Genomic DNA, 26,825 nt, shown 5'->3' with positions numbered 1-26,825 from the left:
TCCGGATGAAGAACTTCTCATCGCCTGATCCGCACCGCGACGCCGCGCAGCCGCTGGCAGTCGTACCCGAACCGTACGGCTCGTCGGACGCGTTTCCGTTGTCTGCGGTCCAGCGAAGTGTGTGGTTCGGTCAGCAACTCGGCCCGACGGCGCCGATCTTCATTGCGCAGTACGTGGAATTGCACGGCGACGTGGACCTCGACCTGCTGCGTTCGGCGGCAGTGACCGCGGCCCGTGAGTTCGGGTCGCCGTTCCTGCGTCTGGTGGACACCGGCGGGGAACCGAGCCAGACGGTCGACCACTCGATCGACACCACGATCGCGTTGTTCGACTTCCGACAGGAGAAGGACCCGGTCGGCGCGGCTCATACGTGGATCGACCACGACTACGTCACCCCGATCCAACTGACACGGGACCGTCTGGTGGAGATGACCATCCTCCAGGTCGGCGACAGGGACTATCTGTGGTACACGCGAATTCACCACGTCGCGCTCGACGGCTACAGCGGCATGACGATGCTGAACCGGATCGCGGCCCTCTATACCGCCGCATCCAAAGGAGTTGAGCCGGAACCGAACCGGGCACTCGACCTGCGCACGCTCTACCAGCTGGACCAGAAGTACCGTTCGTCGAGCCGGTTCGAGGGTGACCGGGAGTACTGGGCCCAGCACGTGCGCGGGATCGAGGACGGTTCCACGCTCGCGCACCGGGACGGCCCGGCGGCGGCCCGGAGCCGGCTGGCGAGCGCAGAGCTGAGCGACTCGGCGCTCGATCGGCTGAACTCCTCCGACGCCCTGGTCGGCGCCACGTCCGCGGCCGTACTGATCGCGGGGTTCGCCTGCTACCTGTCGAGGATGACGGGCAGCCGCGCCGTCCTGGTGAACATGCCGGTGTCCGCGCGCACCACCGCGCCGCTGCAGCATTCCGGCGGCATGCTCGTCAACGTCGCCCCGCTCCGAATCACCGTCGATCCCGACGACACCGTCGCCGGCCTCGTGCGACGGGTGCAGCTGGAGCTGATGGGCGCGCTGCGTCACCAGCGGTGCAGTCTCGAGGACATCCGGCGCGATGCCGGGTTGACCGGCGCGCAGCAGGGACTGTCGGGGCCGATGGTCAACGTGATGCTCTTCCGCCAGGAGATCACCCTCGGGTCGATCGTCGGCGAGTACCACATCGTGACCTCCGGACCGGTGCGGGACCTACTGGTCAACATCTACCAGAGCGGCTCGCCGGCCAGGACACTCGTCGACTTCCGCGGCAACCCCAACAGATACGAAGAGGAGGAGTTGCGCACCCACCACCGGCGCTTCGTCGAACTCGTCGAGGCCCTGCTCGCCGCCGAGCCGACCGCGGTGCTGTCGGACCTCCATGCCGAGTCTGCCGAGCTCGGGGAGCGCATGCTGCACGAGACCGCCGAGCTGGCGTTCTGGACGCAGGAGTTGGCCGGGCAGCCGGAATCGGCGGTGCTGCCCCGCGCCGGCCCGGCGCCGACCGGCCGGACCGGTCGGAGATCGGTCGCGCGCGTACTCGACCGGGACCTGCACACCGCGACCACGGCGCTCGCTCGCAGTCTCGACGTCGGGCCGTTCACCATGCTGCACACCGCACTGGCCGCGGTGCTGAGCAGGCTCGCCGACGCCGACGCCGACGCCGACGACATCGTCGTCGCCGCTCCGGTGCCGTCCCGGTCCGCCAGGTCGCCCGACATGAACCGGGACCCGCCCGGCACCCGCAACACCGTGGCCCTGCGCACCCCGGTCGACCCGTCCGCCGCGTTCACCGACCTGGTGCACGAGACCGACGAGCGGGAGCGCCGCGCGTTCGCGCACCCGGAGACCCCGCTCGAGCGGGTCATCGAGGCGTCGGGCGCACCCCGGCCCCAGGTGAGCGTCGGCGTCCACACCGCCCCCTCCGCCGCGATCGCTCCGGAGGACAGCGAACTCACGGTCGACTTCACCGAGCACTTCACCGCGCAGGGCACGCCCGCCGGCATCGACGCGCGACTGACCTACGACAGCGCGACGCTCGACGAGCACACCGTCACCACGCTGATCGACCGGTTCGAGCGCCTGCTCGCCGGTGTCGCCGAGGATCCGGACCGGCCGGTGGGGGACGTGCCCATCCTGACCGCCGCGGAGACCGCGGGCCTGACCCCGGTGGCGGGCCCGGCCGACGTCGCCCCGCGGACCCTCGCGCAGATCCTCGCCGATGCGGTCGCCCTCGATCCGGACCACGAGGCGGTCGTCGCCGACGGGCGCAGGCTCTCCTACCGTGAACTCGACGAGCTCGCCGACACCGTGACCGCCCGTCTGCTCGATCACGGTGTCGGGCCGGATTCCGTTGTGGCCGTCGCGATTGCTCGCTCGGTCGAATCGGTGACCGCGCTCTGGGCGGTGGCGCGCGCCGGGGCCGCCTTCCTGCCCGTCGACCCGAACTACCCGGTGGACCGGATCGAGTACATGCTCTCCGATTCCGGCGCCGAAATCGGCCTGACCGTCCGGGCGCATCGCAGCCAGTTGCCCGAGACCGCCACGTGGTTGGTCCTGGACGACCCGATCTCCGCGCCGGTCCGCACGGCCTCCGGCGCGGCCCGTCCGGTCCATCTCGACGACGCCGCCTACCTGATCTACACGTCCGGGTCGACGGGCCTGCCCAAGGGGGTGGTGGTCACCCACCGCGGGCTGGCAAACCTCGCCGCGGAGGAACGCGAACGGTTCGCGATCACCGCGGACTCTCGCACCCTGCACTTCTCGTCGCCCAGCTTCGACGCGTCCGTGCTCGAACTGCTGATGGCGGCGGGCTCCGGCGCGACGATGGTCGTGGCACCGCCGAGCGTGTACGGCGGCGAGGAGTTGGCGGACCTGCTGCGCCGCGAGCGGGTCACCCACGCGTTCGTCACCCCCGCGGCGCTGGCGTCGGTCGATCCCACCGGCTTCGACCGTCTCGAGTGCGTGGTCACCGGCGGTGACGTGTGCCCGCCCGCGCTGGTCCGGCAGTGGGCCGCATCGGTATCCCCGAGTTCCCGCGGTGCCGGGCGCAGGATGTTCAACGCGTACGGTCCGACCGAGGCCACCGTCGTCGCCGGCATCAGCACCGCGTTGCGGCCCGGCGCCGCCGTCACCGTCGGCGGACCGTCCCGCGGGTGCGGGGAGATGGTCCTGGACCGGCGGCTCCAGCCGGTGCCGGTGGGCGTGGTGGGGGAGCTGTACCTGACGGGCGACGGGCTGGCCCGCGGCTACCGGCACCGGCCGGGGCAGACCGCGAACCGCTTCGTGGCGGACCCGTTCAGCGACACCGGTGAGCGGATGTACCGGACCGGCGACCTGGTGCGGTGGCAGGCTCGAACGAGCGACGTGACGTCGGCGGAGGCCGCACCCGAGCTCGAGTACCTCGGCCGCAGCGACTTCCAGGTCAAGATCCGCGGCTTCCGGGTCGAACTCGGCGAGATCGACGGCGTGCTCCGGGCGCATCCGGGCGTCGCGTCCGCGGCGACCGTGGGGCACACCCGGCCCTCGGGCGACGTCGTGCTGGTTGGATACGTGGTGCCCGCGGCCGGCGTCGAGATCGACGAGGCCCAACTCCTCGCCCACGCCGCGGAGTCGCTGCCCGCGCACATGGTGCCTGCCGCCGTCGTCACTCTCGACCAGATGCCACTGACTCCCGCGGGCAAGCTGGACCGAAAGGCCTTGCCGCCGCCCCGCTCGCGCGCATTCGCCGCCGAGTACCGGGCGCCGCGCACCGCGACGGAGGGCACCGTCGCGAGGGTGTTCGGGGACCTGCTCGGGGAGGAGCGGGTCGGCACCGACGACAGCTTCTTCGACCTCGGCGGCGACTCGCTGGTCGCCACGAGGGTGGTCGGGCGGGTGAACGCGACGCTGCCGGTACAGCTGAGCGTGCGCGACCTGTTCGAGGAACCGACCGTCGAGGGACTGGCACACCACGTCGACCGGCTCCTCGAGGGGGCGGGCACCGGTGGGCCGAGACGGGACCGGCCCGCGCTGGTCGGCCGGGAGCGCCCGGACCGGCTCCCGCTGTCCCCGGCGCAGCAGCGGATGTGGCTGGTGAACCAGTTGGACGTCGCGTCGCCGGCATACAACGTCCCCTTCGCGGTCACGTTGACGGGCGAACTCGACCGGGCTGCGCTGCAGGCGGCGCTGCGCGACGTGATCGAGCGGCACGAGACCCTGCGGACGGTGTTTCCCGCGGACGCGCGGGGGCCGTACCAGGTGATCCGGCCGGACTCAGGCGCGGCCGTGGACCTGACACCGGTCGCGGCGGACCCGGCACGGCTGGCGGAGTCGGTCGCGGCGACGGCCGCCGAGGGATTCGACCTCCGCGAACAGGTTCCGCTGCGAGTCGCCCTGTTCCGCACCGCGCCGCGATGCCACGTCCTGGCCGTGGTGCTGCACCACATCGCGGCGGACGGGCGGTCCGTCGAGGTACTGGCCCGCGACGTGGCGGTGGCATACGCGGCGCGGGCGGCCGGACGCGCGCCCGACTGGGATCCACTGCCGGTGCAGTACGCCGACTACGGCCTGTGGCAGCGCGAACTGCTCGGCGCGGAGGGCGATCCACAGTCGCTCGCGGCCCGGCAACTGGCCTACTGGGGCGACCGGCTGGCCGATCTTCCAGCGACGATCTCGCTGCCGCACGACCGCCCGCGGCCGGCGCGTGCGACTGCGGACGGCGACCGGGTCGAGTTCGATGTCGAGGCCCGGATCCACCGTGATCTCGTCCGGATCGCGAGAGAGCACGACTGCACGCTGTTCATGGTCCTGCACGCCGCGCTCGCGGTGCTGCTCGCCCGGCTCGGCGCGGGGCCCGACGTCGCACTGGGGACGCCGGTCGCCGGTCGCGGTGAACCCGAATTGGACGAGCTGGTCGGCATGTTCGTCAACACACTCGTCCTGCGGAGCCACGTCCGGCCCGAGGTCACCTTTGCCGACCTGCTCGCGCAGGTACGCGATGTCGACCTGGGAGCGTTCGCGCACGCCGAGCTGCCGTTCGAGCGGCTGGTCGACGAGTTTGCCTCGGACCGGTCTCCCACGCATGCGCCGCTGGTACAGGTGGTGCTCGAGTTTGCGCACGGCGAGCCCACGGCGGTGGCGATGCCGGGACTGTCCGCCGAGGCGGTCGAGGTGGATCCGGGTGTCGCCAAGTTCGACCTCCAGCTGGGTGTGCGGGAACGGTTCGACGAATCGGGGGGTGCCGCCGGCCTGTCGGCGGTCCTGCGGTTCGCGACCGACCTGTTCGACCCGGCCACGGTCGCCGCGATCGGCCTCCGGCTGGTGCGGATCCTCGCCGCGGTGACCGCCGATCCGACCGCGGTGGTGGGCGACATCGAGATCACCGGTGAGCAGGAGCGGGCGCTCGTCGCGCGGGAGCCGCCCGCTGCCGCGGTACCGGCGAGCACACTGCCGGAGCTGGTCACGACAGCCGCGGCACGGAGACCGGACGCGTGCGCGGTCGTCTCCGGGACCACTCGCGTCAGCTACTCGGACCTGGTCGACCGCGCGAACAGGCTGGCCCGTCTGCTGATCGGCCGGGGCGTGGGGCCGTCGTCCCTGGTGGCGATCGCGATGACGCGTTCGGTCGACCTTCCGGTCGCGCTGCTTGCGGTCCTCACGGCTGGCGCCGCCTACGTCCCGGTGGACGTGGACTATCCGGCGGACCGTATCGCCTACGTGCTCGCGGACGCGTCTCCGACGTGTGTCCTGGTCGACGGCGCCGCAAGCGGTTCTGTTCTGCGGCGCAACGACATTCCGGTCGTCGACCTCGGCGATCCCCGGGTCACGGCCGCGATCGACGAGCTGTCGTCGGCGGCGGTGACCGACGCTGACCGGACCGCGCCGCTGCACCCGGATTCGCTCGCCTACCTGATCTACACGTCCGGATCGACCGGACGGCCCAAGGCGGTTGCGGTGTCGCACCGCAGCGTGACCACGCTGTTCGCCCACGCGCAGGAGTTGTTCCGATTCGACGGCGACGACGTGTGGACGATGTTCCATTCGTACGCCTTCGATTTCGCGGTGTGGGAGTTGTGGGGAGCGCTGATCCACGGAGGCACCGTGGTGCTGGTCGGCCACACCACGGCTCGGTCGCCACGCGAGCTCCTCCGGCTGCTGCAGGACGAGGCGGTCACGGTCCTGTGTCAGACCCCGAGCGCCTTCTACCAGCTCGCCGCCGCCGAGCGGGCCCGCGCCGACGACGTGGACGCCGCCCTGCTGCGGCTGCGGTACGTGATCTTCGGCGGGGAGGCGCTGGATCCGGCGCGGCTCACCGCGTGGTTCGCGCGCCGAGGGGATTCGGCACCGCAGTTGGTGAACATGTACGGGATCACCGAGACGTGCGTGCACGTGACCCACGCCCCGCTGACCCGGGCGTCGGCGGCCCGTGGCCGGGGGTCGATCGGCCGTCCGTTGCCGGGGCTGCGGGTGCGGGTGCTCGACGAGCGACTGCACGTCGTCCCGCCCGGTGTGGTGGGCGAGCTGTACGTCTCGGGCGGGCAGCTGGCGCGCGGCTATCCGCGTCGCGCGGCGGAGACCGCCGCGCGGTTCGTCGCCGACCCGTCCGGGTCCGGCGCACGGATGTACCGCACCGGCGACCAGGGCCGGTGGCGGACGGACGGCACCTTCGAGTACGCGGGCCGCTCGGACCACCAGGTGCAGGTGCGCGGCTACCGGGTGGAGCTGGGGGAGGTGGAGTCGGCGCTCGCGGCCGCGTCGGGGGTGGCGTCCGCGGTCGTGGTGGCGGACGAGGGCCCCCTCGGGATCCGGTTGGTGGGGTACGTGGTGCCCGACGGCGGTGCGGCCCTGGACCCGGACGAGGTGAGGGCGTCCGTCGCCCGATCGCTTCCGGGCTACATGGTGCCGTCGACGGTGGTGACCCTGGACCGTCTGCCGGTCACCGCCCACGGCAAGCTCGATCGCGCCGGCCTGCCTGCACCCGGTGCCGCCGCGGACTCCTACGTCGCGCCGCGGAACCCGGTCGAGGAGATCGTCGCGGGCGTGATCACCGATCTGCTCGGCGTCGACCGGGTCGGCGCGGGCGACGGATTCTTCGCGCTCGGCGGCAACTCGCTGGTGTCGGCGCAACTGGTCGCCCGGATCAACGACGCGACCGGCGCCGCGCTCGGCATCCGGGACGTGTTCGACGGCCCGACCGTCGCCGAGCTCGCCCTGCGGGCCGGTGGCGAGGGCAGCGGGGTGCACCGGCCACCGCTGAACCCGGGTGCCCGGCCCGACCGGATCCCGTTGTCGCCGGCGCAGCGGCGGATGTGGTTCGTCAACCAGTACGACCCGCAGTCCCCGGCCTACAACATCTCGTTCTCGCTTCGGTTGTCGGGCGACCTCGACGCCCCGGCGCTGCGGGCCGCGCTCGGCGACGTCGTCGCCCGGCACGAATCCTTGCGCACGGTCTACCCCCTCACCGGCGACGGGCCCTGCCAGCGGATCCTGCCGGTCGAGCTCGCGGGCCCCGGACTCGAGGTCTCCCGGGTGCGCGACGGCGACGACCTGCGCTCCCGGGTGCGGGCGACGGTGGCCCGCGGCTTCGATGTTGCGGCGCAGGTCCCGTTGTCGGCAAGCCTCTTTCGGGTCGACGAGACGAACCATGTGCTCACCGTGGTGTTGCACCACATTCTCGCGGACGGCTTCTCGCTCACCCTGTTGGCGCGGGACGTAGCCGCGGCGTACGCGGCGCGCCTCGGCGGCGGCGCACCGCAGTGGCCGCCGCTGCCCGCGCAGTACGCGGACTACACACTGTGGCAGCGTGACTGGCTCGGAAGCGAGGACGACGCGTCGTCCCCGCTCGCCCGTCAGCTCGACTACTGGACCACCACGCTGGCCGGCCTGCCCGAGGTGCTGGACCTGCCGAGCGACAGGCCCAGGCCGGCGGACCGTTCACAGTCCGGTGGGCGCGTCGAGTTCGCGGTCGACGGGCGGCTGCACCGACGCCTCGTCGCGCTCGCCCACCGCCACGACGCGAGCGTGTTCATGGTGGTGCACGCCGCGCTGGCCGCTCTGCTGTCCCGGCTCGCAGGCAGCGACGACATCGCGATCGGCACCCCGATCGCCGGCCGCGGCGCGGCCGCCCTCGACGACCTGGTGGGGATGTTCGTCGGCACCCTGGTCCTGCGCTGCGATGTCGGCGGCGCGTGCTCGTTCGGTGAGCTGCTGCACCGGGTCCGGGAGACCGACCTGGGTGCGTTCACGCACGCGGACATCCCGTTCGAACGGATCGTGGAGGCGCTGGATCCGCCCCGCTCGCGCGCGCACACGCCGTTGTTCCAGGTGATGCTCGAGTTCCGGAGCATCGCTCGGCCGGACCTCGCGCTGCCGGGTCTGCGGGTGGAGGCACTCGACTCCGGCGAGGTGGCCGCGAACTTCGACCTGCAGCTCACCGTGGCGGAGGAGTTCGACGACGCGGGCGGCGCAGCGGGCCTGGCCGCCGGCCTGGTGTTCGCGACCGACATGTTCGACGAGGCCACCGCGCGTACCCTCGCCGACAGGTTCGTACGAATCCTGCAGGCGGCGGCCGAGTCCCCGGACCTGCCGGTTGCGGACATCGACATTCTCGACGGTGCCGAGCGCACCGGGCTCACCGCGGTGGAGGGCCCGCCGGGCGCGGCGCCGCGCACGTTGGCCGAGGTGCTCGCGGCGGGCGCGGCGATCGATCCGCACGCGCCTGCGATCCGATTCGACGGCCAGGAGATCTCCTACCGCGACCTGGACCGCGCGTCGACCGGGCTCGCCCGCAGCCTGATCGGCACGGGCGTCGGACCGGGATCGGTGGTCGCGCTGGCCATGCCGCGCAGCGTCGAGTTCGTGATCGGCCTGTGGGCCGTCGCGAAGACCGGTGCCGGCTTCGTCCCGGTCGACCCGGCGCACCCGGCGGAGCGGATCGCCTTCCTGCTCGACGACTCGGGTGCGGTCCTCGGACTGACGCTCGCGCGGTCCCGGGACGCCCTGCCCGACGGACCGCGCTGGTGGGCGCTCGACGCCGGCCGCCTGATCGGCGAATCCACCGCCGCCGCACCGATCCGCGACACCGAGCGGACGGCCCCGCTGCGGCTCGACCACGCGGCCTACCTGATCTACACGTCCGGCTCGACGGGAACCCCGAAGGGCGTGACGGTCACTCACCGCGGGCTCGCCGCGTTCGCCGACCACCTGCAGCGGCGGTGCCGGACGATGCCCGGCTCCCGGACACTGCACTGCGCGTCACCCAGTTTCGACGCATCGATCCTCGAGTTCCTCCTCGCGTTCGGCGCTGGGGCGACCATGGTGATCGCGCCGCCCACCGTGTACGGCGGCGGCGAGCTGAGGGATCTGCTCGCCGCCGAGCGGGTGACCCACTGCATGCTCACGCCGACGGCGCTCGCGGCGACGGATCCGGCCGGACTCGATTCCCTCGTGTGCGTGCTGTCGGGCGGTGAGGCGTGCCCGCCCGAGGTGGTGGCCCGCTGGGCCCCGGGCCGGCAGATGTACAACGCGTACGGTCCGACGGAGGCGACCGTCGCGGCGAGTGTCAGCGACCCGCTGTGCCCGGGCGAGCCCGTCACGATAGGTGGCCCGGGGCCGGGGTTCCGGGTGCGAGTACTCGACCGCAGGCTGGCGCCGGTACCGGTCGGGGTGCCCGGCGAGCTGTACCTCGCGGGCCCGGCGTTGGCCCGCGGCTACCACCGGCGTTCGGGGCTGACGGCCGGCCGGTTCGTCGCCGAACCCGGCGGGGATCCAGGCGAACGGATGTACCGCACGGGAGACCTCGTGCGCTGGACCGTCGGCGGTCGGCTGGTCTGCCTGGGTCGCGCCGACCGTCAGGTCAAGGTGCGCGGCAACCGGATCGAGCTCGGCGAGGTCGAATCGTGCTTGACGGCAGACGGATCCGTCGCTCAGGCGGTGGCCGACGTGCGCGCGGTCGGGCGTGGGGGAGATCGCCTGGTCGGGTACGTGGTGGCCGCCGCGGGGGCGGAGGTGGACACGGCGCGCCTGCGCGAGGCGCTGGCGGCGAGGCTGCCCGGGTACATGGTTCCCGCACACCTCGTGGTGCTCCCCGAGCTGCCGATGACCGTGCACGGCAAGCTCGATCGGGCGGCCCTGCCGACGCCCGACCGCGGGGCGGAGGTGTCGGTGGGCCGGGCGCCGTCCGGCGCGGCCGAGGAGACCCTGGGCCGACTGTTCACGGAGGTTCTCGGGCTCGGCACCGTCGGGACGGAGGACTCGTTCTTCGCCCTGGGCGGCGACAGCATCATGTCGATCCAGTTGGTGGCGCGCGCGAAGGCGGCGGGGCTGTCACTCACCCCACGCGACGTGTTCGATCACCCCACCGTCGCCGGGCTCGCCGCGGTGGCCGACTCGAACACCGCCGCGGCGCCGTCGACGCTCGAGGAACTGCCCGGCGGTGGTGTCGGGGAGGTGCCTCTCACCCCGATCCTCGCGTGGATGCTCGGCCGCAGCGCCGGACGGATCGACCGGTTCTCCCAGTCGGTGTTGCTGGCGCTGCCCGACGGAGCCGACCGGGCCGTGCTCGAGGTGACGGTGCAGGCCGTCCTGGACACGCACGACATGCTCCGGGCCCGGCTCGCACCCGACGGCGCCAGTGGCTGGAGGATGACGGTTTCCGGCACCGGCAGTGTCACCGCCCGGGCCGTGCTGACGCGTGACGAGGTGGATTCGGTGGACGACGCCGCCTTCGACGTCCGCGCTGCGGCTGCCGCCGATGCCGCGGCCGACCGCCTGGATCCGGCCGCGGGCACGATGGTGCAACTCGTGTGGTTCGACGGACCGTCCGGCGTCGGCCGGCTGCTGCTGGTCGTCCACCACGCCGTCGTCGACGGCGTGTCGTGGCGAGTGCTGGTGGCGGACCTGGCGTCGGCGTGGGCGCAGGCGTCGGCGGGGCGGGTGCCCGCGTTGCCGCCGGTGGGCACGTCGATGCGCCGGTGGGCGATCGCGCTGGAGGAACTTGCCCCGCAGCGGGTCCCGGAACTGCCGATGTGGGAGCGGATCCTCGACGGACCGGACCCGGCGATGGGGTCGCGGCCGCTGGATCCCGCGCGCGACGTCGCGGCCACGAGCGAGGTGCTGACCTGGGAGGCGCCGCCCGAGGTCACCGCCGCCGTGCTCACCGCGCTGCCGGAGTCGCTCCGCACCGCCGTGCTGGACGGGCTGCTCACGGCCCTCGCGATGGCGGTGGTCCGCTGGCGCGGCGAGCGGGGGGCCCCGAGGTCCGACGTCCTGCTCGGCGTCGAGGGACACGGGCGGGAGGAGACGGCGGTGCCCGGTGCGGACCTGACGCGCACGGTCGGCTGGTTCACCACGCTGTCGCCGGTGCGCCCCGACCTGTCGTCGATCGACATCGCCGCCGCGTTCACCGGCGGCGCGGCGGCGGGTGCGGCGGTCAAGCTCGTGAAGGAGGCGCTGCGGGCGATCCCGGACCGGGGGATCGGGTACGGACTGCTCCGCGAACTGGCCGGGAAACCCGGGGCGGGAATGGCCGGGGAGCCTGGGGACCGGGTGCGCGGGTGGCGCGAGCCCCAGATCGTCCTCAACTACCTGGGGCGGATCACGGCGGGCTCCGGCGACGATCCACAGGCGTGGCTGCCCACCGGGCGGCACGGGCTCGGCGGCGCCGCCGACCCACGGATGCCGGCGACGGCCGTCGTCGACATCGCGGCCGGGTTCGTGCCGCGGCCGGGAGGCGCCGTCCTGCAGTCGTCCTGGACGTTCCCGACCGGGGTCCTCGATGCCGACGAGGTGCGCCGGCTCGCCGACCTGTGGCACCGCGCGCTCGGCGCGCTCGCCGCCTACGCCGACAGCCCCGGCGCGGGCGGCCTCACCCCGTCCGACGCCGACCTCGTCCCGCTCGACCAGGCGGCGATCGACGCGCTTGAGGCGCGGCGACCAGGGCTGACCGACGTGTGGCCGCTGACCCCGTTGCAGTCCGGGCTGCTGTTCCACGCCCGCCTCGCGGAGCGGTCGGTGGACGCGTACCTGGTCCAGCTCGTCGTCGAGCTGCACGGCCGACCCGTGCGGGAGCGGATGCGCCGGGCCGCGCGGACCCTGCTCGACCGTCACCCGAACCTGCGGGCGTGCTTCGTGCAGGACGGCGCGGGCGAGACGTACCAGGTCGTCGAGGGCCGGATTCCGGTGCCCTGGAGCGAGATCGACCTGCCCGGACTCGACGGGGCAACGGGTCGGGAACGCTGGCGGGAACTGCTGGCGGCGGATCGGGCGACGCCGTTCTCGATGGACCGTGCACCGCTGCTGCGCTTCACCCTGATCCGGACGGGACCGCAGGAGTATCGGCTGTTGCTCACCCACCACCACATCCTGCTGGACGGCTGGTCGACGCCGCTGCTGCTCGAGGAGCTGCTCACCCTGTACGCCGCGGACCGGGAGCCGCCGCCGGCGGGCGACTACCGGGACTACCTGGCGTGGCTGACCGCGCAGGACCACGCGTCCGGCGTCGAGGCCTGGCGGCGGGCCCTCGCCGGCGCCGACGGGCCGACGCTGCTGGTGCCGCGGGCGGACGGTGCCGCGGTCCCGGCCGAACCAGGGGCGGTGACGCTGACTCTGCCCGCCGAGGAGACCGCGGCGCTGGCGGCGGCCGCCCGGGAGCGAGGCGTGACGGTCAACACCGCCGTCCAGGTCGCCTGGGCGCTGGTGCTCGCCGCCCTGACCGGACGCACCGACGTGGTGTTCGGTGCGACGGTGTCGGGCCGTCCGCCACAGGTGCCCGGGATCGAGTCGATGGTCGGGCTGTTCATCAACACCGTGCCGGTGCGGATCGAGTTCGATCCCCGCGAAACCGTCGGTGAGCTGCTGAGCCGCGTGCAGGCGGAGCAGGCGGCGATGCTCGACCACCATCACGTCGGGCTCGCCGACATCCAACGGGAGGCGGGTCCGGCGGCGGTGTTCGACACCCTGACGGTCTTCGAGTCCTATCCCGTCGACCGCGCGGCGCTGGCGAGCGAGACCGACGTCGCCGGCCTGCGGGTGGCGGGTGTCGAGGGCTTCGACGCCACGCACTATCCGCTGACCGTGCTGGCGAGCGTGGACGAGTGCCTGCGGCTGGTCCTGAAGTACCGGCCGGACCTGCTCGACCCGGCCGAGGTGGAGTCGATCGCCGACCGGCTGCGGCGGGCGCTCGCGACCGTGACGCACGAAAGTGCAGGCCCCGTCGCCCGGGTTGACCTGCTGTCCGCGGACGAGTGGGCCGCGGCCGCGCCGATCCGCGGGGGTGCGGCGAGTCCGCCGCGCCCGCTGCCGGAGATCCTCGTAGCCGGGGCCGGGATCGATCCCGACGCCGTCGCGGTGGACTCGGAGGACACGCGGCTGTCGTACCGGGGCCTCGACGCGGAGTCGAATCGACTGGCGCGGCAGTTGATCGGTGCGGGCGCGGGACCGGGCGCGGTGGTGGCGATCGCGCTGCCGCGGTCGGCGCGGTCGGTGACGGCGGTGTGGGCGGTGGCGAAGACCGGTGCGGCGTTCGTCCCGGTGGACCCGACCTACCCGCCCGCCCGCGTCCAGCACATGCTCACCGACTCCGATGCCGCGGTGGGACTGGTGCTCGCCGCCGATCGCGGGCGGATGCCGGACTCCACGGCATGGCTGGTGCTCGACGACCCGGACTGCGCGGCGGACCTCGCCGCACGGCCGGCGGATGCCGTCCACGACGAGGAGCGGGCGAGGGCGGTGCGCGTCGACGACGCGGCGTACCTGATCTACACGTCGGGATCCACGGGCACACCGAAGGGCGTGAGCGTCACCCATCGCGGGCTGTCGTCCCTGCTCGCCGCCCAAGGCGACCACTACGTGATTCCGACCACGGCGCGCTGCCTGCACGTGTGTTCGCCGAGCTTCGACGTCTCGGTCCTCGAGCTGCTGCAGGCCGCGTCCGCCGGCGCGACGCTGGTGATCGCGCCGCCGCGGGTGTACGGCGGGGACGATCTCGCCGGACTGCTGCGCCGTCAGCGAATCACCCACGCCTGCATCACACCTGCCGCACTGGCCACTGTCGGGCCCGAGCGCCTCGACGACCTCGACGTGCTGGTCGTCGCGGGCGACGCCGTCGGTCCGGAACTGGTGGCCGACTGGGCGCCCGGTCGGACGATGCTCAACGGATACGGGCCGACCGAGTCGACGGTCCTGACGACGATCAGCACGCCGCTGGTGCCCGGGGCGCGGGTGCCGATCGGGGGGCCGGTGCGCGGCACCGACCTGCTCATCCTCGACGGCTTCCTGAGGCCGGTCCCGGCCGGCGTGCCCGGCGAGTTGTACATCGCGGGAGCGGGACTGGCCCGTGGTTACCACCGGCGGGCCGGGTTGACCGCCGCGCGGTTCGTCCCGGACCCGTTCGGCGTGCCCGGCAGCCGGATGTACCGCACCGGTGACGTCGTCCGGAGCCGGCCGGACGGGACGCTCGACTACCTGGGCCGCAGCGACTTCCAGGTCAAGGTGCGGGGTCTGCGAGTTGAGCTCGGTGAGATCGACGCGGTGTTCGCCGCTCACCCGGCGGTCGGGTTCGCCGTCACGGCCGCGCGGGCACGCGAGGCCGGCGACCCGATGCTGGTCACCTATGTCGTCCCGAACTCCGCGGCCGGCGTCGACGTCGCGGCCCTCACGGACTTCGCGGGCGGGCACCTGCCGGCGCACATGGTGCCGACGGCGGTGGTGACGCTCGACGCGGTCCCGCTCACCCCGGTGGGCAAGCTGGACCGCGCCGCTCTGCCCGAACCGGAACTCGCCTCGGCGGCACCGCGATTCCGGGAACCGGGCAACTCCACCGAGGCGGGACTGGTCGCCGTGTTCGCGGAGGTGACCGGCATCGACACGGTGGGGGTCGACGACAACTTCTTCGCGCTGGGTGGCAACTCCCTCAGCGCGACGCGGGCGGTGGCCCGGATCAACCGCAGGCTGGGCAGCGGGATCGGGCTGCGCGACCTGTTCGAGTGCGGCACCGCGGCCGCGCTCGCGCCGCGGTGCACGGCCACCACCGCACTGCCCGAGGACGGGCTGCGCACAGGCGTCCGGCCCGACCGCATCCCGTTGTCGCTGGCACAGGAACGCATGTGGTTCGTCAACCAGTTCGACCCGGCGTCGGCGGCGTACAACGTGCCGATGGTGTTGCGGCTCTCGGGGATCCTCGACGGGCCGGCCCTGCGGCTGGCACTGGTCGACGTGGTGGAGCGGCAGGAATCGCTGCGGACGGTGTTCGTGTCGTCGGCCGCCGGACCGTCCCAGGTGACGGTGCCCGCGCCCGGCGTGGTCGGGGACCTGACGCCGGAACCGGTCACCGCGGACCGGGTGACCGCCCGCGTCGGCGAGATCGTGCACGAGGGATTCGACGTGGCACGCGAGGTCCCGGTGCGGGTACGCCTGCTGCGGACCGCTCCGGACGAGCACGTCCTCGTGCTGGTGGTCCACCACATCGTGGCCGATGGCTTCTCCATCGGACCCCTGGCCCGTGACGTCGCGACGGCGTACGCGGCCCGGGTCGGCGGCGCCGCACCGACCTGGGGACCGCTGCCGGTCCAGTACGCGGACTTCGCCGTGTGGCAGCGCGCGACGCTGGGTTCGCGGCACGACGCGGGCCCGCGCGTCTCCGGCGCGATCGCCTGGTGGGACGAGCGACTCGCGGGCGCGCCGCCGGTGACGGGGTTGCCCCTGGACCGTCCGCGCGAGCCCCGGCGCTCGACGCGCGGCGGACGGGTCGGGCTCTCTGCGGAAGCCGGTGTCCACCGCGGGCTCGCCGAACTCGCCCGCAGGCACGATTCGACGCTGTTCATGGTGGTGCACGCGGCGCTCGCGGTGCTGCTGTCCCGAGTGGGGGCCGGACGCGACGTCGTGGTCGGAACCCCGGTCGCCGGGCGCGGCGAGGCCGAACTCGACGACGTGGTCGGCATGTTCGTCAACACCCTGGTGCTGCGCACCGCGGTCGATCCGGCGGCCCCGTTCGACGCGGTGCTCTCCGACACGCGCGAGGCGGACGTGGACGCCTTCGCACACGCCGACGTGCCGTTCGAGCGGCTCGTCGAGAGGGCGGCCTCGGCGCGGTCGACGTCATACGCCCCGCTGTTCCAGGTGATGCTCGAGTTCCGCAACGTCGACCGGCCCCGCGTCGACCTGCCGGGCCTGACCGTCGAGGTGCTCGACGTCGCCATGGGCGAGGCGAAGTTCGACCTCCAGTTCGGGATCGGCGAGCGATTCGACGAATCCGGCGCGCCGGCGGGCCTGACGGGCGAGCTGCTGTTCGCATCCGACGTGTTCGACGAATCCACCGCGAGGGCGCTCGCGGACATGTTCGGCCGGGTGCTCGCGGCGGTCGCGGCGGAGCCCTCCGTCCGGGTCGGGGACATCGACATCGCGGGGGAGTTCGCGCGCGAGGTGGCGGCGGAACTCGCCGGCGGACGCGCGTCGGCGGACGGGACGCTGCCGGCGGTGCCGGCGTACGGGACACTGCCGGACCTGTTCGCCGCGGCGGCCGCCGCCGGCCCGGACACGGTCGCCGTGGTCGCCGCGGGCGTGCGGGTGACGTACCGCGAGCTCGACGAGCATTCGAACCGGCTGGCGCGCTGGCTGATCGACCGCGGCATCGGTCCGGAGTCGGTGGTCGCGGTGATGATGGGCCGGTCGGCGGACCTGGTCGCCACGCTGGTCGGGGTCGCGCGGTCGGGTGCGGCGTACCTGCCGGTGGACCCGTCGTATCCGGCGGCGCGCATCGAGTTCCTGTTCGACGACGCGGCACCGGCCTGTGTGCTGGTCGACGCGGGCGTGCCGGTGGACCAGGTTGCCCGTGCACCCGTGGTGCGTCTCGACGACCCGGACATGCGCGCACAGCTGGACTCCCTGAGCGGCGCGCCGGTGACCGATGCCCACCGCACCGGGCCCCTGCACGCGGATTCCGTCGCCTACGTGATCTACACGTCGGGTTCGACCGGGAGGCCCAAGGGCGTCGAGGTGACCCATCGGAACGCGGTGACGCTGCTGACCGGAGCCCGTGCCGTGCTCGGCTTCGGCGCGGCCGACGTGTGGACGATGTTCCACTCGTTCGCGTTCGACTTCGCGGTGTGGGAACTGTGGGGGGCCTTGGGGTTCGGTGGCCGGCTGGTCGTCGTCGAGCACGACACCGCACGGTCCCCGGACGAGTTGCGACGCCTGCTGGTGGCCGAGTCGGTGACGATGCTGAGCCAGACGCCCTCGTCGTTCTACCAGTTCGCGCGGGCCGATGCCGCGGCCGACGAGGGCGCCCTCGCGCTCCGCTGGGTGGTGTTCGGCGGCGAGGCGCTGGACGTCGCCCGCCTCGCCCCCTGGGTCGACCGGCACGGGTGCGCCGCACCGGCTCTGGTGAACATGTTCGGCATCACCGAGACCTGCGTGCACGTGACGTGGCGGGTGCTCGACGTCGCGACGGTCACCGGGCCGCGTCCCACCGGGTCGGTGATCGGCGGCGGACTTCCCGGGGTGCGGGTGTGGGTGCTCGACGATCGACTGCGTCCCGCACCGCTCGGGGTTGCGGGCGAGCTGTACGTGTCGGGCCCGCAGGTGGCGCGGGGCTACCGGGGGCGACCCGGACTTACCGCCGGACGTTTCGTCGCCGACCCGTTCGCGGCGTCCCACCGGATGTACCGCACCGGCGATCGCGCCCGGTGGACCCCGCACGACGAGCTCGAGTTCCTGGGGCGCAGCGACTCCCAGGTCCAGATCCGGGGTTTCCGCGTGGAGCCCGGGGAGGTCGAGTCGGCGCTGTCCGCGGTTCCGGGTGTCGCGTCCGCGGTCGTGCTCGCGCAACCCGGACGGGTCGGCGGCGGCGCGCGGCTGGTCGCCTACGTGGTCCCGGAGTCCGGCGCCGACCTCGACCCGGTTGCGGTCACCGAGGCCGTCGGCCGTCGGCTGCCCGGACACATGGTGCCGTCCGTGACGACCGTCCTCGCGGAGTTCCCGATCACCGTGCACGGCAAGCTCGACCGCGCCGCACTCCCCGAACCGCGACCCGAGAGCGTCGGCGGGACGGCACCTCGCGCCGGCACCGAACGCGTGCTGGCGAAGCTGTTCGCGGAGATCCTCGGCGTCGAGACGGTCGGTGCCGACGACTCGTTCTTCGGACTCGGCGGTGACTCGATCATGTCCATCCAACTGGTGTCCCGGGCGAAGGCAGCGGGGGTGACGTTCACCCCGCGCGACGTGTTCGAGCGCCGTACCGTCGCGGGCCTCGCCGGGGTCGCCGACCGCACCGATCCCGACGACGTCGTCGAGCTGCCGGAACTGCCGGGCGGCGGCGTCGGCAACGTTCCCCTCACCCCGATCATGCGCTGGATGGTCGAGCGTGGCGGCGACTTCCGCCGCTACTCGCAGTCGGTCCTGCTCGAGGTGCCCGCCGGAATCGACGGCGGCACCCTGACGCGCGCGCTGGGCGCGGTCCTGGACCGGCACGACATGCTGCGGTCCCGGCTGCGCCCGGACGCCCGCTCGGAGTCCGGATGGCGGCTCGAGGTGCGTCCGCCGGGCGCGGTGCCCGCCGACGCGGCCGTGCGGCGGATCCCAGTGGAGACCGTCGCCGGCGCGGGCTTCGTCGCGGTCGCCCGAGACGCGGTGGAAGCCGCCGCGGATCTGCTGGACCCGGAGTCCGGGACCATGATCGAGCTGGTGCACTTCGTCGGTGTCGACGCGGACCGGCTGCTCGTCGTCGCCCACCACCTCGTGGTGGACGGGGTCTCGTGGCGAATCCTGATCCCCGACCTCGCGCTCGCCTGCGCGCAGGTCGCGGACGGCGCGGAGCCGGACCTACCGGCGATCGGAACCTCGATGCGGACGTGGGCGGACGGGCTCGTGCGAGCGGCACGGGACCGCACCGGCGAGCTGGACCTGTGGCTGTCGACGGTCTCCCGAGCATCGGTGGGACGCGCTGCGGGAGAACTCGATCCGTCGGTCGACACCGCCGGCACCCTCGAGCGCGTCGAGGTGGAGCTGCCTGCCGACGTGACCCTGGGACTGACGACCACGGTGCCGCGGGTGTTCCACGGCGTCGTCGAGGACGGACTCCTCGCCGCGCTGGCACTCGCTCTCGCGCACTGGCGGCGCGACCGCGGCGTCGACACCGACGATGTCGTGGTGGCGTTCGAGGGACACGGCCGCGAGCCCCAGGTGGTGCCGGGCGCCGACCTGTCCCGCACGGTGGGGTGGTTCACCTCGATCTACCCGGTACGGCTGGATCTGTCCGGCATCGACATCGACCAGGCCCGCGGCGGTGGCGCCGCCGCGGGTGCGGCGGTGAAGTCGGTCAAGGAGCAGTTGCGCGCCGTGCCCGACCACGGGATCGGCTACGGACTGCTCCGGTACCTGGGCGACGAGATCCGGCCCGAGCTGACCGGGTTGCCCGAGCCCGAGATCAGCTTCAACTACCTCGGTCGGCTCGACGGCGGCTCCGTTTCGCGGGGGGACGGAAGTTGGCTGCCCGTCACGGAGTCCGGTCTGCACGACGCCGTCGCGGCCGGGATGCCGGTGGCGTTCGCGATCGACGTCAACGCGGTGACGGTGCCCGGTCCGGACGGCCCGCGGATCAGGGCGACGTGGGCGTTCCCGCGCCGGGTGCTCGATACCGCGGACGTGGAACGGCTGGCGCAGGGGTGGACCGTCGCGGCGCGCGCGGTGGTTGCGCAGGCGGGCGCGCCGGGTGCGGGCGGTCGGACGCCGTCGGACCTGGACCTGGTGCATCTGGACCAGTCCGCGGTCGAGCGGTTCGAGGACCGGTTCCCGTCGCTGTCCGACGTGTGGCCGCTGACGCCGATGCAACGCGGCCTGTTCTTCCACGCGGAACTGGCCGGCACCTCGGTGGACGCGTACCTGGTGCAGCTGATCCTCACCCTCGGCGGCGTCGTCGACTCCCCGCGCCTGCGGCGTGCGTTCCAGGGTGTGCTGGACCGGCACGCGAACCTGCGCACGGGATTCGTGCGCGCTCCGGACGGGGAGGCGGTGGCGATCGTCCAGGTCGGCGTGGCCGCGCCCTGGGCGGAGACGGACCTGCGCGCGTCCACCGAGTCGGCGGCGTCGGAGCGGTTCGCCGAGATCCTGGTCGAGGACCGCGCCGCCCCGTTCGTCATGGCGTCGCCGCCCCTGCTGCGAATTCGTCTGGTGCGCCTGCCCGGTGGCACCTGTCAGCTGGTCCTGACCAACCACCACATCCTGCTCGACGGCTGGTCGACGCCGCTGCTGCTCGAGGAGATCGTCGTCCTCTACGCGACCGACGGCGACCCCTCGGCGCTGCCGCGGGTGCACCCGCACCGTGACTATCTCGAATGGCTCGCCGTCCAGGACCGGTCGGCGGCGTTGCGGGGGTGGACCGATGCCCTCGACGGTCAGAACGAGCCGACCCTGCTGGTCCGCGCCGGATCCGCCACGGCCGCGCAGTCCACCCCGTCGCGGGACCTGCCCTACGAGTTGGACGTCGAGACGACCGAGCGGCTGCGGGACCTCGCGCGGGAGCGCGATCTGACGCTCAACACCGTCGTCGAGGTCGGGTGGGCGATCGTCCTCGGACTCCTCACCGGCCGCGACGACGTCGTGTTCGGCAGCACGGTGTCCGGGCGGCCCCCGCACGTGCCCGGCATCGAATCGATGGTCGGGCTGTTCATCAACACCGTGCCGGTCCGGATCCGGCTCGATCCCGCGGAGACGCTGGGCGCGTTGCTCGACCGGGTGCAGGCGGAGCAGTCGTCCCTGCTCGACCATCACCACGTCGGGCTCACCGACATCCAGCGCGCGGCGGGACCAGGTGCCGGATTCGACACGCTCACCGTGTTCGAGTCCTATCCCGTGCCCGGAGAGCTGTCCGCGGACGCCGACATCGCGGGGATGCGGGTGACCGGCATCGAGGTCCGCGACTCCGCCCACTACCCGCTGAGTGTGGTCGCGTCCCCGACCGACCGCCTGCGCCTGACGATGAAGTTCCGCCCCGACCTCCTCGGCGAGACCACGGTCGACGCCGCCGCCCGCAGACTGCTGCACGTGCTGCGCGCGATCGGCGACGATCCGGGGCGGCGCCTGGCCGGACTGGACCTGCTGACCGCGGACGAACGCCGGGTGCTGGCGCCGGTTCGGGGAGCCCCGGTCGCCGCCGCCCGCACCCTCCCGGAGATCCTCGCGGCCGCGGTCGCCCGCAACCCGGAGGCGGTCGCGCTGGCCGCCGGCGGGCGCGAGCTCACGTATGCGGACCTCGACACTCGGTCCAACCGAATCGCGCGGGCGCTCATCGACCGAGGTGCGGGGCCGGAAACCTACGTGGCGCTCGGTATTCCACGGTCTGTCGAATCGGTTCTCGCGATGTGGGCGGTGGCCCGCACCGGGGCCGCATTCGTCCCGGTGGACCCGGACTATCCCGCCGAACGGGTGGCGCACATGCTCGCCGACTCCGGTGCCCTCGTCGGGCTCACCGTCGCGGCGCACCGGCACCGGCTGCCCGACACCGTGCCGTGGCTGACCCTCGACGACCCGGGATTCGCCGCGGATTGCGCCTCGCGATCATCCGCGCCGGTGGCCGACAGCGAGCGCACGGCGCCGCTGCGGGTCGACAATCCCGCCTACCTGATCTACACCTCCGGCTCCACCGGAGTGCCCAAGGCCGTCACCCTGACCCACCGGGGCCTGGGGAACTACGCCGACGAGCAGCGGGATCGGTGCGCGGTGACCGCGGACTCCCGAACGCTGCACTTCTCGTCGCCCAGCTTCGACGTCTCGCTGCTCGAGTACCTGCTGTGCTTCGCGGCGGGCGCGACCATGGTGATCGCGCCCCGCACCGTCTACGGCGGCGCGGATCTGGCGGCGGTCCTGAAGAAGCAGCGCGTCACCCACGCCTTCATCACGCCGGCTGCCCTCGCCTCGATCGACCCGGCCGGGCTCGACGATCTGCAGTGCGTGATGGTCGGCGGGGAGGCGTGGCCGCCGGAACTGATCGCGGACTGGATGCCGCGGCGACGCATCGTCAACGTGTACGGGCCGACGGAGACCACGATCGTGGTGAACATCGAGGACTGCGTGCCGGGAGTCGCGCCGATTCCGCTGGGCGGGCCGATCCGCGGCGTCGCCGAGACGGTCCTGGACGCGCGGCTTCAGCCGGTGCCGGCGGGCGTCGAGGGCGAGGTCTACATCGCCGGCCCCGGTCTGGCTCGCGGCTACCACCGGCGGGCCGGTACGACCGCCGGACGCTTCGTTGCGGACCCGTTCGGCACCGGTGGGCGGATGTACCGCACCGGGGACGTCGGGGTGTGGACCCCGGACGGGAAGCTCGAGTACCGCGGGCGCAGCGACTTCCAGGTGAAGGTCCGAGGCTTCCGCATCGAGCTCGGCGAGATCGATGCCGTGCTCGCGGCGCATCCCGACGTGCGGTTCGCTGCCACACTCGGGCGCCCAGGGCCGGGCGGTGACACCGTGCTGGTGTCCTACGTGGCGGCGGCCGACGGCCGGGACGTCGCCGTCGACGACCTCCGGGCGTGGTTGGCCGCGCGAGTCCCCGACTTCATGGTGCCGACGTCGATCGTGGTGCTGGGCGACATCCCGCTGAGCCCCACCGGCAAACTCGATCGTCGCGCGCTGCCCGATCCCGAGTTCGGTCACGCCGCGGCGGTGTTCAGGGCGCCGACCAACCCGGTGGAGGAGGCGGTGACCGAGGTGTTCGCGACGGTGCTCGAGGTGGACCGGGTGGGGACCGGCGACGACTTCTTCGAACTCGGCGGCAACTCGTTGTCCGCGACGCGCGTCGTCGCCAGGCTCCGGGAGACCCTCGGCATCGATCTGGGGGTCCGCGCGCTCTTCGCGGCTCGGACGGCGGCGGCACTCGCCGAGCGCATCGAGCACCTGGCGGCGGACGCGTCCGGGCGCCCCGTCCTCGAGCCGACCGAACGCCCGGACGAGATCCCGCTGTCGCCGGCGCAGCAGCGGATGTGGTTCATCAACCAGTTCGACCCGGACTCGCCCGCGTACAACGTCCCGCTCGTGGTGCGCCTGTCCGGTGCCCTCGACGCCCCGGCTCTCGACGCGGCGCTGACCGACGTCGTCGACCGGCACGAGTCGCTGCGCACCGCCTTCCCGGTCGGTCACGACGGCCCGGTGCAGCGGATTCGGGCCGCGGTCGCGGCCGCGCCCGCCATTCGGCCGGTACCGGTCGCCGACGAGCACGAGCTGGCCCGGCGGATCCACGCCGAGGTGTCCGCCGGGTTCGACGTCTCCGCCGACGTGCCCGTGCGCGGCGCGCTGTTCGCACTCGGTGCCGACGAGCACGTCCTGGTGCTGGTGGCACACCACATCGTGGTCGACGGGTTCTCGACGGGGCCGTTGTCCCGGGACCTGGTGCGCGCGTACGCGGCGAGGGCGGCGGGCCGCGCCCCCGAGTGGTCGCCGCTCGCGGTGCAGTACGCCGACTACACACTGTGGCAGCGCCGACTGCTCGGTGACGACGACGACCCCGGGTCGGTGGCCGCACGGCAACTCGACTACTGGACGTCGACGCTCGCGGGGGCGCCGGACCTGCTGGGGCTGCCGACCGATCGACCCCGTCCGTCCCAGCAGTCGTTCCGTGGCGGCCGAACGGGCTTCGCGATCGAACCGCGGTTGCACCGCAGGCTCGAGGAGTTCGCCCGGCGTCACGGGACGAGCGTGTTCATGACGGTGCATTCCGCGCTTGCCGTGTTGTTGAGCCGTCTCGGCGAGACCGACGACATCGTGGTCGGCACCCCCGTCGCGGGCCGCGGGGAATCGGCTCTCGACGACCTGGTGGGCATGCTCGTCGGCACGCTCGCGCTGCGCACCCGGGTCGACGCCGCTCAGTCGTTCGCCGATTTGGTCGCCGCAGTGCGGGAGGTGGACCTCGGCGCGTTCGGGCACGCCGACCTTCCGTTCGAGCGAGTCGTCGAGGCGCTGGACCCGCCGAGATCGACCGCGTACTCGCCGATCTTCCAGGTGACGTTGGAGTTCCAGAACGACACGCGGGCCCGCCTCGACCTGCCGGGCCTGACCGTCGAAGGCCTCACCCCGCCGTCCGGTGCGGTGAAGGAGGACCTCGAGTTCGTGCTGGCCGAGCAGTTCGACGGTTCGGGCGCGCCGGCCGGCATCGCCGGGAGCATCGAGTACGCCGCGGACCTGTTCGACGCCGACACGGTGCGCGGGCTCGCCGAACGGTTCCTCCGGGTCCTCGAATCCGCGCTCGCCGATCCGCACCGCGCGGTCGGTGACCTGGGGATCCTGAGCGACGACGAACAGCGCGACCTCACGGCGGCGCACGGCGGCCCCGACGCCCCGGAAGTGCTGCTGCCGGGGCTGTTGGCCCGCGCCGGGCGGGATCGGGATGCGGTCGCGGTTGTCTGCGACGGCCGTGAGCTGACGTACGGCGAGCTGGATCGGCGGTCGAACCGGCTGGCTCGGGTGCTGATCGGCCGCGGAGCCGGGCCGGAGCGTTGCGTCGCGCTCGGGTTGTCGCGGTCGCTCGAGTCGGTGCTCGCGGTGTGGGCGGTCGCGAAGACCGGGGCGGCGTTCCTGCCGGTCGATCCCGGCTACCCGGCCGAGCGGATCGAGTACATGCTCGGCGACTCCGGCGCGGTGCTGGGGGTGACCGTCGCCGAGTCGAGGAGTCCACTGCCGGACGACGTCGACTGGGTGGTGCTCGACGATGCCGACACCACCGCGGTGGTCGCGGTCATGTCGGACGCGGAGGTCGTCGACGCCGAGCGGATCGTCCCCCTGAGGGCCGAGAACCCCGCGTACCTGATCTACACGTCCGGCTCGACCGGCACCCCGAAGGGCGTCGTGCTCACCCACCGGGGCCTGGCGGACCTCGCCGCCGAGGAGCGCACCAGCCTGGACGTCACTCCCGACGCCCGCACCCTGCACTTCGCGTCCCCGAGCTTCGACGCGTCGGTGTTCGAGATCGTGATGGCGCTGTGTGCGGGCGCGACCATGGTGGTCGTCCCGCCGGACGTCTACGGGGGCACCGAGCTGGCCGCGGCCATGGAAGCCGGCAGGGTCACCCACGGATTCCTCACCCCGACCGCGCTGGCCTCGGTGGATCCCGACGGGCTCGACTCGCTCCGCACCCTCGTCGTCGCCGGTGAACCGTGCCCCCCGGAACTGGTCGCCCGCTGGGCGCCGGACCGGACCATGCTCAACGCGTACGGCCCCACCGAGACCACGATCATGGCGAACATCAGCGATCCGATGACCCCGGGTGAGCCGATTACATTCGGCGGGCCGATCCGCGGCGTGTCCGAGCTGGTGCTCGACGAGCGGCTGCACCCGGTGCCGGGTGGCGTGGTGGGGGAGCTGTACGTCGCGGGGCCGGCCCTCGCCCGCGGCTACCACCGTCGTCCGACGTTGACGGCGGCCCGCTTCGTCGCGGATCCGTTCGGTTCGCCCGGTGACAGGATCTACCGCACCGGCGACCTGGTCCGTCGCCGGGCCGACGGCACGCTCGAGTACGTCGGCCGCAGCGACCTCCAGGTCAAGGTTCGCGGCTTCCGCATCGAACCTGCCGAGACCGACGCGGCGCTGGCGGCGCAGGCGGGCGTCGGGTTCGCGGTGACGATCGCGCGTACCGGGCCGGCGGGCGAGACGCTGCTGTGCTCGTACGTGCGCGCGAGCGGGAAGGCGCACCTGGAGCCGGACGAGCTCCGACGCGGGGTGGCGCAGCGACTTCCGGGCCACCTGGTTCCGGCGTCGGTGACGGTGCTCGACCGGGTCCCGTTCACCCCGACGGGCAAGCTGGACCGCGACGCACTCCCGACGCCGGAGTTCGCGTCCGCCGCGGCCGCGTTCCGGGAACCCGCCGGTCCGGTCGAGTCCGCGGTCGCATCGGCATTCGCCGCGGTGCTGGGGGTGGAGCGGATCGGCGCCGACGACAGCTTCTTCGACCGCGGCGGCAACTCGCTGCTCGCGACCCGCGTGGTGACCGACCTCCGCGAGCGACTCGGGCGGCAGGTCCCGTTGCAGACGATCTTCCTGGCTCCGACGCCGGCCGGGATTGCCGACCGGATCGGCGCGACGGCCGCCGTCGGTGTCGAGGACGCCCTCCGGGTCGTGATCCCGCTGCGCGGCACCGGAACCGGACGACCACTGTTCTGCGTTCATCCCGGAATCGGGTTGTCCTGGGGGTACGCCGGACTGGTCCGGTACGTACCGGCCGAACGCCCCGTGTTCGGCCTGCAGTTGCCCGCGATCACCGGCGGGCCGGGATACGAATCGATCGGGGGGCTCGCGCGGCGGTACGTCGACGAGATTCGCGCGATCGCCCCCGAGGGACCGTACGACCTGCTCGGCTGGTCCCTCGGTGGCGTCCTCGCGCACGCGATGGCCGTCGAGTTGCAGCGCCGGGGTGAGTCCGTCTCGACCCTGGCGGTCATGGACAGTTACCCGGACGACGGCGCGGACCCGATGCTCGGCAGGCTCGAGCTCGCGGAACTGCTGCGCGGTCTCGGGCTGGACGTCGGAGTCCCCGACGGACATCGGGACCTGACCTACGACTCGGCGGCGCGCATGCTGGGCGAGTTCCTCGGCAGCGAGGGGATCACCGCGGCACACCTCGAGCGGATCAACGACGGATACGCGCACTCACGACTGCTGGTGCACCGCTTCGTGCCGGGTGTGTTCGACGGCGACATCCTGGTGTTCCCGGCGCAGCGGGGGCAGGAGGGTGGCACCGACCGCTCGGCGCAGGAGTGGCTGCCGCTGGTCACCGGCGCCATCGACGAGTGCCCCGTCGACTGCGGGCACAACGAGATGATCGAGCCGTCGTCGTTGGCCGTGATCGGTCCCGTGCTTGCCGCACGACTCGGTCGGCGAACCTGA

At 73.1% G+C, this 26,825-nt stretch carries 1 protein-coding gene; it reads left to right on the top strand.

The genetic code is table 11. From position 1 onward, the window contains the following. The first annotated feature begins 5 nt into the window (after positions 1 to 5). A complete protein-coding gene (locus ACFO6S_RS12810; RefSeq protein WP_378417480.1) occupies positions 6 to 26,825 on the top strand; it encodes a non-ribosomal peptide synthase/polyketide synthase in 26,820 nt (8,939 codons plus the stop codon).

The organism is Rhodococcus kronopolitis (assembly GCF_042654025.1).
GTDB classification, from domain to species: Bacteria; Actinomycetota; Actinomycetes; order Mycobacteriales; family Mycobacteriaceae; genus Rhodococcus_G; species Rhodococcus_G kronopolitis.
Note: the sequence above shows the minus strand (reverse complement) of the source record. Positions and strands in the feature narration are given on the sequence as shown.